Origin of the sequence: Nocardia uniformis NBRC 13702 (assembly GCF_001613345.1) — a bacterium.
Lineage (GTDB): Bacteria > Actinomycetota > Actinomycetes > Mycobacteriales > Mycobacteriaceae > Nocardia > Nocardia uniformis.
In genome coordinates, this window is sequence record NZ_BDCE01000089.1 from 1 (window position 1) to 16036 (window position 16036).

General features: G+C 66.4%; 7 protein-coding genes. 4 read left to right on the forward strand and 3 right to left on the reverse strand.

Going from position 1 to position 16036, the window contains the following annotated elements:
* Positions 1-6075, reverse strand: a 6075-nt coding sequence (locus tag NU1_RS32515) for a non-ribosomal peptide synthetase (RefSeq protein ID WP_157553332.1), incomplete at its 3' end; no start/stop codon positions are given.
* 149 nt (positions 6076-6224) lie between these two features.
* On the opposite strand from NU1_RS32515, the gene NU1_RS32520 reads away from it, so the two are divergent.
* The gene (locus NU1_RS32520; RefSeq protein ID WP_212761168.1) at positions 6225-7238 is read left to right on the forward strand and encodes a methyltransferase; all 1014 of its coding nucleotides are present in this window, start codon (positions 6225-6227) and stop codon (positions 7236-7238) included.
* 16 nt (positions 7239-7254) lie between these two features.
* On the forward strand, positions 7255-8487 hold the full coding sequence (locus tag NU1_RS32525; protein ID WP_067527315.1) for a cytochrome P450 family protein: 1233 nt from the start codon (positions 7255-7257) through the stop codon (positions 8485-8487).
* 433 nt (positions 8488-8920) lie between these two features.
* On the opposite strand, the gene NU1_RS32535 is transcribed toward NU1_RS32525, so the two are convergent.
* Positions 8921-10669, reverse strand: a complete 1749-nt coding sequence (locus tag NU1_RS32535) for an ABC transporter ATP-binding protein (protein ID WP_067527317.1) — start codon at positions 10667-10669, stop codon at positions 8921-8923.
* Positions 10666-12507, reverse strand: coding sequence for an ABC transporter ATP-binding protein (locus NU1_RS32540; RefSeq protein ID WP_084522021.1), 1842 nt, complete (start codon positions 12505-12507; stop codon positions 10666-10668). The genes NU1_RS32535 and NU1_RS32540 overlap by 4 nt, the downstream gene beginning before the upstream one ends.
* Positions 12508-12852: 345 nt before the next feature.
* On the opposite strand from NU1_RS32540, the gene NU1_RS32545 reads away from it, so the two are divergent.
* Both NU1_RS32545 and NU1_RS32550 read left to right on the forward strand, forming a co-directional pair.
* Positions 12853-14442: an NAD(P)/FAD-dependent oxidoreductase gene (locus NU1_RS32545; RefSeq protein ID WP_067527318.1), complete on the forward strand. Its 1590-nt coding sequence runs from the start codon at positions 12853-12855 to the stop codon at positions 14440-14442.
* A 103-nt stretch (positions 14443-14545) separates the two neighbouring features.
* The gene (locus NU1_RS32550) at positions 14546-15919 is read left to right on the forward strand and encodes a salicylate synthase (protein WP_067527319.1); all 1374 of its coding nucleotides are present in this window, start codon (positions 14546-14548) and stop codon (positions 15917-15919) included.
* Positions 15920-16036 lie beyond the last annotated feature (117 nt).

Below are 16036 nucleotides of genomic sequence, written 5' to 3' on the forward strand. Positions count from 1 at the left end.
ATGTCCACGAATCTTCACCTGACGATCGGCCCGACCCAGGAATTCGAGGACCCCATCGGACCGGTACCGCCCCAGATCTCCTGTCCGATACCAGCGGACACCCGCCTCCTCGAAGAACTTGGCGGCGGTGAGTTCCGGATCTCCTCGATAACCGCGGGCCACCCCGGTACCACCGATCAGTAACTCCCCCGGCACCCAGTCGGGCCGGTCGTGGCCCGACTCGTCCACCACCCGGAAGCGTTGATTATGGAGCGGACGGCCGTAGGGGATCGATACCCAGTCGGATTCCACGTTCTCGACTTCGAAGAAGTTCGACCAGATCGATGCCTCGGTGGCGCCGCCCAGGGCGATCAAACGGCAGGTCTCCGATAGCGCGGTGAGTCGGCCGGGCAGGTCGAGGCCGACCCAGTCGCCGGAGACCAGGGCCAGTCGCAGTGTCGGTGAGAGTCCGGGTCCCGACTCGGCCACGGTCAACAACATGTCGAGCATGGCCGGGACACTGTTCCACAGCGTGACCTGCTGTGCCCGGGTCAGTTCGAGCCACCGACGAGGATCGCGCCGGTCGGCATCGGCGACCAGCACCACACTGCCGCCGGCGGCGAGCACACCGAATAGATCGAATACCGATAGGTCGAAATCTGTTGCCGCGACCGCCAATACCCGATCATCCGGGCCGAAATCGTAGCGGCACCGCAGATCATCGAGAGTGTTCACCGCACTGCCGTGCGTAATCTCGACACCCTTCGGGACACCGGTGGAACCGGATGTGAAAATGACGTACGCGAGATCGGTACCGGCGCCCCGATATACCGGGGCGCGGCGCTGCCGTCCGGCATCCGCTATGGCCACCACCCGCACCCCGTCGGGGTGCCCGGCGACGTCGTCGGTGAGTACGACCGACACTCCGGCATGTTCGATGATCGCGTTACGTCGCTGGGTCGGTTGATCTTTCGCTATCGGCACGTAGGCGGCACCGGTAGCCAGGACCCCGTAGAGCGCGGCGACCTGTGTCGCGCCACGAGCCGCGGATACCGCGACCGTCGCGCCGGGTCGCACGCCGTGCTCGATCAGCAGCGCGGCGATCCGCCCGGCATGGTCGGCCAGCTCACCGAAACCGACAGTGGTGTCGCCGTCGATGATTGCCACCCGTTCCGGATCGGAGGTCGCGATATCGAACATCGGAGTGTGTAAGAGCGAGGCGGGTGATGTCGCCGCGTTACCCGGCTGCGGCCGGTCGGTGTCGTTGATCCTGTCCCGGACCGTCTGCTGCCGCGCGGGCAGTACCGGCAGCACGTCGGGCAGCGGCCGTTCCCAATCGACGTCCGCCAATTGACACACATGGTCGTGATAGGTGGCCAACATATCGTCGACCATCCCCTCGGGGAACAACTCGTCCACCGAATCCCAGCTCAGCACAACACCATCCGGCAGTTCGATAACCTGATGATCCAGCCACACCTGCGGAGTCTGCGTCCGCGTATGATCCGGCCACCGCACCGAGGAAGCCAGGTCGTCATCCACCCCCAGCATCGAGGTGAACACCACCGGCATGGGCTCCACCGGGGCTTCGTTCTCCCGGGCGAGTTCCCGCAGCACTCGCACCGCGGAAACCTGTTGATGATCCAGGTCGCTCCACAGCTGCTCCTGCAACCGGCGCGCCCGCCCCAACCAGCCCTCTCCCACGGCTGGATGGTCAGCGACCAACAGCAGTGAACTGAAATCGCCCACCACCCGCATGATGTCGGGATGCACCTCGCGCCGGTCGAAACGCGTCAGGGTGACCGTCAGATCGCGCTGTGCACTCCAACCACCCAGCACCCACGTATAACAGGCCAACAGCACAACACTCGGCGTCACACCATAGCCGCGGGCACGAGCCACAATCCGACGCCACGTATCGGTGTCCAATCGCACTTCCCGACGCCGGAATCGCGGCTGTCCCGCCTGCGCGGGCAATACCCGCAATGGCAATTGCGGGCCGGGCGGCAATGCCGCCAACCGGGAACGCCAGTACGCCAGACCCGCCCGGACCTGTTCGTCCGACGGGGCGCAGCTCATCACATAGTCGCGAAATTCGAGCCCCACCGCCGGTAACTCGATATCCGGGTCCGCGTAGAGCCGCTGCCACTCGGCAAGTAGCACCAGCGCACTCAGTCCATCGGCTATGAGCGTGTCGAAAACCGCACACACCCGGACGTTCTCGCCCTCTCGAACAACCCGCACATCGAACAGCGGCCAGACATCGGCATCGAGCAGCCCACCCGACATCTCCTCCCGGCAGACCTCCACGGGCCCCTCGACCACCGAAATCCGATACGCGGGAACATCTTCCAGCACCCGCTGCATCCCATCGGCACCGACCACCGCACGCAACATCGCATGACGGTCGATCAACCGATTCCAGGCCGCCTCCAACCGAGCAACATCCAGGTCGGGCCAGTCATACTCGATATACAGCTGCGCACCGATACCACCGAGATCGAAATCCGGCGACCGACCCAACCAATAGGCCACCTGGATATCGGTCAAGGGAAACGGCTCATGTCGACCCCGAGGGTCGAACGCGATTACCGGCGACGCCGCGACAGTGCCGAATGTCAGGGTCGCCGCGAAGGCGGCCAGCGTGGGATTGGTGAACAGCTGCGCCAGCTCCGCGCCCACACCGTCTGCGGCGAGACGCCGAATCAGCCGGGTGGCCAGCAGGCTGTCACCGCCGAGGGTGAAGAAATCGTCGTCACGGCGGATGTCATCGACACCGAGCAGCGCGCGCCACGCCTCGGCCGCGATCCGCTCCCGCCGACCTGTCGGCAGCGCGACGGTATTCACTATCGCGGAACCTGTACCGGCAGTGGCGTTTCCGTTCGCCGCCGTGAGCGCGGCGTGGACGGAAGCGCGGTCGATCTTGCCGTTGCGGGTGATCGGGAGTTCCGGCCTGCGGACGAAGAAGCGGGGAATCATGTAGCCGGGCAACCGCTCACCCAACCAGTCGCGCAGGGCCGCGTCATCGACATCGCCGTCATCCAGTGCATCGGCGACGACGACCGCGGCAAGTGCCCGGGCCGGGTGCTCGACCACCGCGGCCGCCGCGGCGGTGATCCGCGGATGGTTCGCCAGTACCGCCTCGATCTCGCCCAGCTCGATGCGATGCCCGCGAATCTTGACCTGATGATCGGTGCGGCCGAGGAATTCCAGTGTCCCGTCGGGCTGGTACCGCACCAGGTCGCCGGTCCGATACCAGCGAACCCCGTCGTGGTCGACGAACTTCTCGGCGGTGCGCGCCGGGTCGCCGCGGTAGCCGTGCGCCAGCCCACCACCCGCGACCCACAGTTCACCGGGCGCCCATACCGGGCGATCCCGATCATGGCCGTCCACCACCCGGCAATGGGCATGCGATAACGGGATTCCGTACGGCACGCTCGACCAGTCGGGGTCCACCGTATCGACCTCGCAGACGGTGGCGTGGATGGCGGCCTCGGTCATACCGCCGAGACCGGCGAACCGGCACCCGGGAACGAGTCGGCGCAGCCGATCGGGCAGATCGACGGTGACCCGGTCACCGCCGAGCATGACCACCCGCAGCGCCGTGCCCAGGCCGGATTCGTCAGCGGCGATCAGGAGCATGTCCAGCAACGCGGGTACGGCGCTGACGACGGTCACGTCCCACTGCCGGATCAGCTCCGCCCACGCGGCGGCATCGCGACGCCGCGCCTCATCGACCACCACCACGGAGCCGCCGAAGGCCAGGAAGGCGAACAGGTCATAGGCGGACAGGTCGAAGTCCAAGGCGGACAGGGCGATGGTGCGATCATCGGCGCCGATCCCGAACCGGCGGTTGACCGCATCGACGGTATTGGCCACCGCACGGTGCGAAACCTCCACACCCTTCGGAAGGCCGGTGGAGCCCGATGTGAAGATCACATACATCACGTCTTCGGGGTCGACCTCGACAATGTCGGCCACCGGGTCCGCGGTACGGGACCGCGCCGGGAATACGAGATCGATATCCTCGGGCCACGACCCGACCGCCGCGGTGGCCTCGTCGGTAATGACCAGCCGGGCGCCCGCCATGCGATAGACCCGTTCCCGACGCGCGGGTGGGATATCGATACCCGATGGCACATAGGTCGCGCCGGCGGCCAGCACACCCAGGGTCGCCACCATCTGATCGACGCCCTTGGGCAAGGTGATGGCCACGCTGTCGCCGCGGCCGATCCCCTTATCCTGCAACAGCCGTGCCATCCGGCGCGCCCGCATCGCCAGCTCGCCGTAGGAGATTTCCGCGCCATCGGCGAGCAATGCGGTCCGCTGCGGATCGGCGACGGCGCGGGCGAAGAACCGTTGGTGCAGCGGCGTGATCCGATGCTGAATCCCCCGTCGCTCCGCTCGCCCCGGCATGGCGGCGGCCTCGTCGAAGCGCGGCGGATCGACCGGCCACGGCGCCTCGCGATCCCATGCGCCCTCGTCGTCGAGCAGTAGGTCGACGAAACCGACGTAGGCATCGAACATCGCGTCCAACATGCCCGCCGGAAACAGCGACACCCTGGCATCCCAGTTGAGCAGGATGCCGCCGTTGAACTCGGTGACCTGCGCGTCCAGCCAGACCTGCGGCCCCTGCGACACTGTCCAGGACGGTTCCCCGAGGCACTGCCGGACCTCGGGTGCGTAGAGCTCTCCCAGGCTCAGCGCGCTCGTGTACACCACCGGTGCCAGCACCCGCTCGCCGCCGCCCGCCCGGCTCAGATCCCGCAGCACCTCGACGCCGGTGTAGGCGGCGTACCCCAGGACTTCCCGCAGCCGCTCGGTAATCGCCTGTCCCCGTTGCGTTACCGACATCGACGCGGACAGGTCGACGTCGAGCAGGACCGAACTGGAGAAGTCCCCGACCATCCGGTCCACTTCGTCGTGCAGCGGTTCCCGATCGAATACCGGCAGATTCAGCAGGAACCGGTCGGCGCTACTCCAGACGCCGAGAGTTTCGGCGAAAACCGTGGCGAGCGCGCTCGCGGTGGTCAGACCGGCGTGCTGTGCGCGCTTGCGCAGTAGCGCCGTGCGCTCCGGCGACAACCAGTAGTGGCGGCGGTCGATCCGCGGGCCACCGGTGGCCGCTTCGGAGGTCAGCAGCGGAAGTTCCGGCGGCGCGGGCAGTTCCGACAGTCGCGACTGCCACCACTCGCGAGCCTGTTCCCGAGCCGCGGCCCGGGCACGACCGCGGTCGGCGAGGTATTGCCCGTAGCTGTACTCCAGGGCGGGCAGCGCGGACGGACCGTTCTGATACAGCGCGGTCAGATCGGCGAGAAGGTTGCGCAGGCTCAGCGCGTCCGCCGCGATCATGTCCAGATCCAGGTGCAGTCTGGTGCGGCCCTCGGGCAGCAGTGACACCTGGAGGTCGAATACCTCGCCCGCCGTGACATCCATGCGCTGATGCGAGAGGGCGTCTCGGGTCTGCGCCAATCGTCGGGCGCGCTCGGGCTCGGGCAACTCCCGTAGATCGTGGACAACCAGCCCGGGCCGGTGCCCATCCTCGGTTACCCGCTGCATACCCGCGGCGTCGATCGCCACCCGCAACATCGGATGCCGAACCAGCAGGGCGCGTACCGCGCTCTCCAGCCGATCCAGCTCGAGACCGCCCTCGTGGTCGAACTCGCCGTAGAGGTGCGCGGCGACATCACCGAGTTGGTGCGCCCGAGTCCGACCGATCCAGAAGGCATGCTGCATCACCGCCAGCGGGAACGGAGCCGATGGATCCACGACAAGTGGTTCCACGGCGGTATCGGCGAGCGGTTGCACCTCGGTGTCGGATTCGCTGCGGTGCAGCAGCTTCCACCATGAGCCGATAGACGGGTTCCGGACGAGATCCCGGAATTCCACCGGATGGCCCGTGCGTCGCATCAGGCCGGAGATCCGCATGATGGTCACCGAGTCCAACCCCAGCTCGAGCAGGTTGGCGGTGTCGGTCAACTCTTCGACGGGTACGCCGGTCAGCTCACTGACAGCCTGTCGCAGGCTGCCCACACTGTTGCCCCAGTCGACCTTTTTCGTTGTGCGTACGCGTGGCGATCGGAGCTGCTCCTGCATCACATTCCCAACAACTAGCAAACGACAATCATTTTCATTAATGCTAGACTCTACGACGTCCGACAAAGCGCGGTCAAGGCGACCCCTCGATGTGTGGGCTCGAAATGCGCACGTGCCGAACATGTTTCGGTGACAAACAGGAAGTAGGCATGGCAGCTCACCAGCGACTCATGAACATGATGTTCGGTACGATCTGCTCCCAGGTTGTCGGCACCGCCGCTCGACTCGGGCTCGCCGATCACTTGGGCGATAGCGAACGCGGCTACACCGAGCTGGCCGAGGCCACCGGGACCCATCCCGGCGCACTCGCCCGGCTGTTACGCGCACTGGCCGCATTGGAGCTGGTTACCGAAACCCGGCCCGGCACCTTCCGATTGGCCGAGGCGGGTATGCCGCTGCGCACGGATCGCCCGGATTCCCAGGCGGCAGCGGTATTGCTGTTCACCGACCCGGCGCTGCTGGACTCTTGGAAGCAGACCGAAGAAGCGGTCCGCACCGGGCAGCCGACCTTCGAAAAGCTCTACGGCACCGATTTTTTCGGCTTCCTCGCCATGAATCCAGAACTGTCCGAACGGTTCAACGCGACAATGCGACAGGTCAGCCTGCCCATCGCGCAGCTGATACCGGTGAGCTACGACTTCTCCCGGCACCACACCGTCGTCGATATCGGCGGTGGTGACGGCACGGTGCTGGCGGAAATCCTGCGCGGCGCACCCACTCTGCGCGGTGTGGTGTTCGACTCGCCGACCGGTGTCGCCGAGGCCACGGCGACACTCACCGCCGCCGGCGTCGCACAGCGCTGCCGCATCGATGCCGGAGACTTCTTCACCGCCGTTCCCGATGATGGCGATGCCTACGTGCTCAAGAACATCCTGCACGACTGGGACGACGAACGCTGCGTGACCATTCTCGAACGGTGCCGCGAGGCGATACCGGAGCACGGGCGACTACTGATCGTGGAATCGGTGCTGCCCGAGGTGGTCGACACCACGGACCCGGCGCCATATCTCACCGATATCAGCATGCTGGTCAATATGGGCGGGCAGGAACGCACCCGTTCCGAGTACGAACAACTGTGCCGCAGAGCCGGTTTCGCGATCACCGCGGTACACCCGACGCTCCTGCGCACGTCGTATTCGATTATCGAGGCAACACCGGTCTGAACGGAGCTCGCAGTCCATGCTCGACGAACTTCGCCCGATCGTGGTCGACCTACTGGCCGAAGACTTCCACGAACGCGCCCACACCCTCTACGACGAGCTGCGCGAGCAGTCGCCGGTCGCCCTGGTCGAACTGCCCGAGCAACCGGGCAGGGGGTTCTGGATGGTCACCGGCTACGCGGCGGCCGAAGCCGCGTTGCGCGATGCTCGGCTGGCCAATGACCCACGCACCCTGCTCTCACCCGCGCAACGCGCGGCCAGGGCCGCGGCCCAGCTTCCCGGAGCCCCGAACACCATGCTGCTCTCCGATCCGCCGGAGCACACCCGGCTGCGGCGAATCGCGCAGCGGGCGTTCACCCCCCGGTCGGTGACGGCCTTGCGACCGACCGTGGTCCGGCATGCCGAACGACTGCTGGACCAGGCGGACAAGGCGGCGCGAGACGGTGACGGCACCGTGGATCTGCTGCACACCTACGCCTATCCGCTCTCGCTGGCAGCGCTCGGTGAGATTCTGGGATTTCCCGAAGCGTGGCATCCCGGCCTGGAGGTACTGGCCGTGCGGGCGGCGACCGCGTCCACACCACTGTCGGCACCGGACCCCGAGCTGCGCGCGCAACTCGAAGGCTACGCACGCGATCTCATCCTGCTCAAACGCGACAACCCCGCCGACGACCTGGTCAGCAGGTTGGTGCATCCCGCCTCAGGCGACGACACGTTGTCGAACAGTGAGCTGATGGCCATGATCGGTCTGCTCATGGCCGCGGGTTTCGAAACATCGGCCAGCCTGATCGCCAGCGCCACCGCGAGCCTGCTCACCCATCCGGCGCAGTGGGCCGCGCTGCGCGACGATCCCGAATTGGCCGCTCCCACAGTGGAAGAGACCATGCGCTACTGGGGGCCGGTGGAATCGGCGACGGTCCGCTACGCGGTGGAACCGTTCGAACTCGGTGGCCGGCGCATCCGAACCGGTGACCGGGTCCTGGTATTTCCCGCCGCGGCCAATCGCGACCCGTCCCACGTCACCGATCCCCACCGCTTCGACATCCACCGCAACCCCCGGCCACACCTCGGGTTCAGCGGCGGCATCCACAATTGTGTGGGCGCCGCCCTCGCCCGTACCGAAGGCCGAATCGGCCTCAACACCCTCATCGCCCGCTGGCCGGACCTTCGCCTGGCCACCGACCCCACCGAACTGCGCTGGCGACCCGGCATGGGACTGCGCGGCCTACGCCGACTACCGGTGCGGCCCTGACTCCGAGTACCACGCGTCCCCGATCATGACGATGTCCATATCGGGGGCGCGCGGTCCGAGCGACGCGCCGAAGACGACGAAACGGTAGAAACCTAGCTGGTGCGGTGTGCAGCTGCAGTGCGGCGTCCAGCAATGCCTGCGGCACCCCCGCCCGTCATTCCGCCCGTCATTCCGGCGTGCTTTTGGCCGGAATCCACACTGCCCGTGGTGGATCCCGGCCGAAACCACGCCTGGCTGACGGATAAGTTCTCCCCGGAAGTATGTGGACACCACACCAGCACGTTCAGCTGGCTTCGCACAGAGACCAGCCCCGTCATTCCGGCGTGGTTTCGGCCGGAATCCACACTATCGGCGCAGGTGACCGGTGCGGATCCCGGCAAGAATACGCCGGAATGACGAGAGATATTCCCGCCCAACGCTTCTGGCAGCCGCACTACGCCGACGTGGGCACCCGCCAGTGCCGTGCCCGGGTCTGCGCCGACCACATCGCGCTGTAGCGACCGTCGCGCGCGATCAACTCCTCGTGCCTGCCCTGTTCGACGACCTGGCCGGATTCGAGGACCAGGATCTGGTCTGCCGCAACGACTGTGGAGAGGCGATGCGCCACCACCACCACCACTGTCTTCTTCGCGACCAGCGCGTCGATGGCCTGCTGGACGTACACCTCGTTCTCTGCGTCGAGCGCGGCGGTCGGTTCGTCCAGCAGAACGATCGGCGCATCCTTCAGGATCGCCCGGGCGATGGAGATGCGCTGGCGTTCCCCGCCGGAGAGGGCATTGCCGATCTCGCCGACGCGGGTGTCGTACCCGTGTGGCAGCCCTTCGATGAAGGTGTGGGCATTGGCCGCCCTGGCGGCGGACTCGATCTCCGCCTGGCTCGCCTCGGGTTTGGCCATGGCGATATTCGCTCGAATGGTGTCGTCGAACAGGTACACGTCCTGGAAGACCACCGAGATATGCCGGTAGATCTCGGTCGGATCCAGTTCACGCAGGTCGATACCGCCGATCCGGACACTGCCACGTTCCGGGTCGGCGTACCGGGTGAGCAGTTTGGTCACCGTCGTCTTGCCCGAGCCGGAGGGGCCCACCAACGCGGTCAGCGAACGCGAGGGAACGGTGAACGACACTCCGCGCAATACCTGCGGACCGTCCGGGTAGGCGAAATGCACATTGTCGAATTCCAGGTCGTGCCGGGTGATCTCGGCCGTCGGATTGCCGACCGACAGTGGCGGTGTGGCCAGCACATCACCGATCCGTTCCAGCGCGGAATCGGTGACCTCGAACAACGAGGACATCGACGGCACGGCCGACAGCGGTTCGGCGAAACGTACGGCGGCGACGACCACAGCGACCAGCAACGCGGCCGATATCCGCAGATCGAGCACCAGCGCCGCGCCCACGGACACCATGGCGACCAGACATAGATGGACCACCGATGACGCCAGCAGACCCGGCCAGGTCAACCGGTTCTGCATGGCGGACATGGTCTCGTTCTGCCGCTCGAGCGTCTCGACCAACCGCCGCGACGACGCACCGACCTGACCGGTGGCGCGCAGCACCGGCAGCCCCTGCACGTATTCGACAATGCGGTTCGCCGCGGCCGCGTCGGCGGCATCGCTCTCGCGCATGCCCACACCGGAGACACCCTGAATTCGGCGCACGAACAACACCGCGAACGGCACCGAAAGCGCCAGCACCAGGCCCAGCCGCCAGTCGATGAGCAGTACGACCACCCCGAGCACCGTGGGCACCGTGACCAGCCGCAGGAACCACAGGGCCAGCGTGGAGGCGCTCATCGCCGCATTGGCGACGGCACTTCCGAGCAACATGGTCAGGTCACCCGCCGACCGTCGCTCGAGCTCGCCCTGCGGCATGGTCCGCAGCTTGTCGCCCAGTTCCAGACGTGCGTCGGAGAGCATGTCGGCCCAGCGGCCGAACTCGAATCTCAGTTCCCCGTAATGGAATACGGCCTCCACGGCGTACAGCGCGGCGAATACACCGAACCACGCCCACGCGGCGCCCACATTCACCTCGGGCCGGGTGAGTTCGTACAGCAGCGGGACCAGCGCAGCGTAGGCCAGCGCCTGCGCGATCGCGGCGATCAGCGCACACCACAGCGCGCGGCGGAACTCGCCGCGATAGCTGCCCGCCGCCAGCAGCATGAGCCGCACAATCCTTCTCATCGGACAGTCTCCTCGGCCGCTTCGGCACCCAGTCCCCACTGGCGCGCGCGTTGATGGTGCTCCCACAGCCGGGCGTAACGTCCCCCGGCCGCGAGAAGCTCTGTGTGCGTACCGTGTTCGGCCACCCGGCCCGCGTCCAGTACGACGATCTGGTCGGCGTCGACGACGGTGGAGAGCCGATGGGCGATCACCACCACGGTGCGTCCCCGGGTCAGTGCGGCGACCGCGTCCTGAATGGCCGCCTCGTTCTCGGGATCGGCGAATGCGGTCGCCTCGTCGAGAATCACGATCGGGGCATCGGCGAGCATCGCGCGCGCGATCGTGATGCGCTGGCGCTGACCGCCGGACAGCCGGGCTCCGCGTTCGCCCACCGGGGTGTCGTATCCCTGCGGCAGTTCCGCGACGATGAAGTCGTGGGCCTGCGCCGCCCGTGCGGCGGCTTCCACCTCGGCGTCGGTGGCCGATGGGCGTGCGAGCCGAATGTTCTCGGCCACCGTGTCGGAGAGCAGGAACGGATCCTGAAAGACCAGGCTCACCTGACGGAGCAGTTCCTCGGACGGGATCTGCCGGACGTCCACGCCACCGACGAGAATCTGCCCCTCGGTCACATCCCAGAAGCGCGGGATCAGTCGCGCGATCGTCGACTTGCCCGACCCGGATGAGCCGACGAGCGCGCAGACGGTGCCGCTGGGAATAGCGAGATCGACTCCGGCCAGCGCGGATCGATCCGCGCCCGCGTAAGCGAAGCCGACGCTACGGAAGACGATCGACCCGCCGACCGGATCGGCGGGCTGCGTCGGTTCCGGCAGTGGCGCGATATCCAGCAGATCGACAATGCGGGCCGCACCGGCTTTGGACTGGTTGATCAGATTCATCAGATAGATCAATGGCAGCACCGACTCCACCGGCAATGTTCCGATGAGCACCACCGCGACCAGCGCCGCGGGTGACATCGAGCCGGTGGAGGTCAGCCAGATACCGAGCGCGAGCGCGAAGGTGAGCGTGAGCAGTGGCGCCATCACCTGATTGGCGAAGATCATCGCGCCACGGTTGGAGTCCTGCCAGGCCGCGGTGGCCGCGGTGGACTGCCGAACGCGCTGGACGAAGCGCCGGAAGGATCCGGCGCCGTCGTCGAAGGTGCGCACCACCGGCATACCCTGCACGAACTCCACCACCGCCGCGTTGATGGCCTCGTTGGCCTCGTCGTAGCGGGCCCTGACCTCGGCGTAGTCCCGCATCGACAGCATCATCCCGACCATCACCAGCGGAAAGACCGCCAGCACCGCCAGCAGCAGCCGCCAATCCACGAATCCCAGTGCGATCAGCGCTGCGATCGGTTGCGCCACAATAAAACCCGCGAGGGGCACGGAGTCCGCGACGGCGATATGCAATCCGCGAACATCGTCTTGGACCACCTTTTTCACCGTGCCCGCACCCAGGCGCTGCACCTCGCCGAGCGGGACCCGGGCCAGATGCGCCGCGACATCGGTCCGCAGCCGCTGCTCCAGTTCGAAGGACGCCAGGTGTGATTCACGGAAAGACCACGCGCGCAGGGCGAATCGAGTGAGGGTTCCGACCGCCGCCATGATCAGCAGCGCCACCACCCGGCCGGTATCGGGGTCGGGTTCCACCAGTTCCCACAGCGCCAGCGCGATTCCGACCAACCCGATCACGCCGGCGACGGCACCGAGCGCGGCCACCGCCAATGCCAGACCCAACCGCCGCCGCACGGGTGCGATCACCCGATACAGGGCACTGCCGGGTTTCGTCTCCACCATCGGGTCGGGCGCTGCTCGTTGCTCGTCCACCTGCGGCGACACCTCGGCGTCAGCCTTCATCACGGCTCCTTGTCCGGCGTTCACGGATACCACAAGACGCCGACCACAACACCATCGAAGGTGCTGCCGTCGCACCGAAACCGATTGCGGTACAGGCGATTACCTAGAACTACGCGACCGGCATCGGCATCCCTCCCCACTGGCGTGACGAGCGAACATGAGCTAGCGTAATCGACAATGATTTTCATTACAAGGTGAACCGTGGGTGGCACGCCCCTGATTCGCATGGCGGACAACCGATATGGACTCGCGCCAGGCACACCGTGTGAAAGGCCGAGAGCAGCAGGGTGCCAACCGATTCGGCCGCGGTTACCGATTCACCTCACAGCACAAGGAGTTCGACCCATGACACCGTCGACCGACACCACATACGACGTCGCGATCCTCGGAGCCGGGATCGCGGGCAGCACACTGGGAACGATCCTGGCTCGCCACGACATCAACGTCCTGCTCATCGACGCCGGAGTGCATCCGCGCTTCGTGGTCGGCGAATCCACCATTCCGCACGCGACCACGACAATGCATATTCTCGCCGAGCGCTATGACATCCCCGAATTCGCGGCGCTGGCCAACTTCCAGGACACCGCTGAGCACGTGAGCAAGACGTGCGGGCAGAAGCAGAACTTCGGTTTCGTCTACCACGAGCAGGGCCGGTCCCCCGATCCGGATATGGCCAATCAGGTTGTCCTGGCATCGGAGTATCGCCGCGCCGAATCACACTGGTTTCGCCAAGACATCGATGCGCACGTATTCAACCTCGCCGTTCGCTACGGTGCGGTACCGCGGCTGAACACCCGAATCGATGACATCGCTATCGATCCGGACGGCGGAGCCGAGTTGCGTACGGCGTCCGGTGAGACGTTCCATGCGAAGTATCTGGTAGACGCGACCGGCTTCCGCTCCGTACTGGCCGAGCGGTTCGGGCTGCGTGAGGAACCGACCCGAGCCCGCACCCACTCGCGTTCACTGTTCACCCACATGATCGGTGTCGAGCCTTTCGACGATGTGTCGCCAGTTCAGTACAAGCAGCCCAGCCGGTGGCACAACGGCACGCTGCACCATGTCTTCGACGGCGGTTGGCTCTGGGTGATCCCCTTCGACAACCACGACAGTTCCACGAACCCGCTGTGCAGTGTGGGGCTCACACTGACCGGGCAGGCGGTTTTCGATGACCGTGCCGCGCCGGAACAGGAGTTCAGCGACTTCCTCGAGCGGTTCCCGGCCGTCGCGAATCAGTTCCGGTCCGCCAAGGCCGTCCGGCCGTGGGTGAGTACCGGACGGCTGCAATACTCCGCATCCAATACCGTCGGTGACCGGTTCTGTCTGACCGCGCAGTCCGCCGGAGCCATCGACGCACTGTTCTCCCGTGGACTCGCGAACTCCTTCCAGACCGTGAACGCACTGGCATGGCGCCTTATCGAGGCGGCACGCGACGGTGACTGGTCGACCGAGCGGTTCACCACCGTCGATGCTGTACAGCAGCGCATGTTCGACGTGCACGACGATCTCGCCTACTCGTCATACGTGGCATTCCGCGACTACGCACTGTGGAACGCGGTCGTCCGGGTGTGGCACACCTACAGCTTCTACTCGGACGCCGCGCTGGAGCACGCCCTGTCCCGATATCTGGGCAGCCGAGACGATCGCGCCTTCCGAACCCTCGAGAGCGGTGACTCCGAACTGGCCACAGCACTGCGAGACCTGTTGACCACGGCTCGCACGACCTGCCAGGCGGTCGAGCGCGGAGAGCTGACGTCCGAGGCCGCCGCGGCGGCGATCATCGACCGGATCAATCACGAACAGTTCTGGCCCGATTACCTACCCCACGGGAACCCGGACCTCAAATACTTCGACATCAGCCAGGACATCGCGATGCAATTCATGCACTGGTCCCGCACCGCGGCGCCGCAGCGCATCAGGGCGTCCTTTTCGTGATGCCCCATCGGTTTTCGGCTCGCGTTCACAGCCACGACACCACAGCCACAACTGACTCGCCCTTCCTCGACCGACGTTTCGCCGAGACCGCATCGGAAGCACGATGAGCCGGACCACTGCCCTCGACGCCGACCACTACGTGCACACCGTGCGTCGGCACAACTCCGACCCCCTGACCTTGGCGGCGGCGATCGCCGCCTCCGGATTGCTCACCGACTACGTCGTCTACGAACAGCCGGGACGCTGGTTTGTGGCCGGAAATCCGATCGGCGCGGTGACCGTCGGACCCGACCGGCTGCATTGCACCCTCGGCGGCGACCACACCGAATCCTGGAGCGGCACACCGTGGGCGCAGATCCGTGCCGCGCTCGACCGGGCACCGGTGCCCAAGTGGCGGGCCTACGGCTGGGCGTGTTTCGAGCTCTACCGCCCGGACACCGCCGCTCCCGATGACGTCCTCGCGCACTTCATCGTGCCCGGCGTCGAATTCGAGATCACCGAAACCACCGTGCACAGCCGCAGCTACGGCACCGCGTTCGATCTCGATCTCACCGGAATCGTCACCGCCACTACAATTCCCACACCGGTGCCGGTGGACGAGGTCGACACCGCCTACCTACAGCGCGTGCGGCACGCCCTGGACCGGATCCACGACGGCGAGTTCCACAAGGTGATCATGTCCCGTCGGGTGGACCTCCCGTTCGCGGTGGACATGCCGGCCACCTACGCCACGGTCCGCCGGGCCAACACCCCGGCCCGCTCGTTCCTGCTGGATCTCGGTGGCTGGCAGGCCGCCGGGGTCAGCCCGGAAACCGTCCTCGAAGCCGACGCCACCGGGCTGGTCACGACCCAGCCGCTGGCCGGTACTCGCGCCCGCACCGGCCATGCCGACCACGACCGCGCCCTGCGCGACGATCTGCTCACCGACCCCAAGGAGATCTACGAACACGCCACCTCCGTACGGCTCGCCTACGACGAACTCGACAGCGTCGGCAGCACCACCCGGGTCAGCGAATTCCTCGACATCAAGGAACGTGGCACCGTGCAACACCTCGGTTCGCGGGTCGAAACCCTCCTGGCCGCCGATCGGACCTGTTGGGATGCCCTCGCCGCCGTCTTCCCCGCCGTCACCGCCTCCGGTATCCCCAAAGCCGCCGCCTGCGCCGCGATCGGCGACCTCGAACCCGGCACCCGCGGCCTCTACAGCGGAGCCGTCATACGCGCCGACAGCAGCGGAACCCTCGATGCCGCACTGATATTGCGCGCCGTCTACCAGCGAGACGGCCGAAGCTGGCTGCGCGCCGGCGCAGGCGTCGTCGCCGGCTCGACCCCGGATCGCGAACACGAGGAGACCTGCGAGAAACTCGCCTGCATCGCCCCCTACATCGTGCCGCGCACGCCCGAAGCTGATACCTGCGACCTACCTGGGTTCTTCCACGAATCGGCTTGCCGCCGAAGGCCACCCGACGGATCGTGACATTCTGCCCGCACCTACGAGACAACCCTGCGCACGCGCCGGACAGCAGATGATGGGAGATCCGAGCTCAGCCCTGACTGATCCCCGAACTCTGCCTGTTGGTATGGACTCGATGAA

Coding starts and splice junctions, on each gene's coding strand:
- NU1_RS32520 (WP_212761168.1), top strand. CDS start 6,225: ATGGCAGCTCACCAGCGACTCATGAACATGATGTTCGGTACGATCTGC.
- NU1_RS32525 (WP_067527315.1), top strand. CDS start 7,255: ATGCTCGACGAACTTCGCCCGATCGTGGTCGACCTACTGGCCGAAGAC.
- NU1_RS32535 (WP_067527317.1), bottom strand. CDS start 10,669: ATGAGAAGGATTGTGCGGCTCATGCTGCTGGCGGCGGGCAGCTATCGC.
- NU1_RS32540 (WP_084522021.1), bottom strand. CDS start 12,507: ATGAAGGCTGACGCCGAGGTGTCGCCGCAGGTGGACGAGCAACGAGCA.
- NU1_RS32545 (WP_067527318.1), top strand. CDS start 12,853: ATGACACCGTCGACCGACACCACATACGACGTCGCGATCCTCGGAGCC.
- NU1_RS32550 (WP_067527319.1), top strand. CDS start 14,546: ATGAGCCGGACCACTGCCCTCGACGCCGACCACTACGTGCACACCGTG.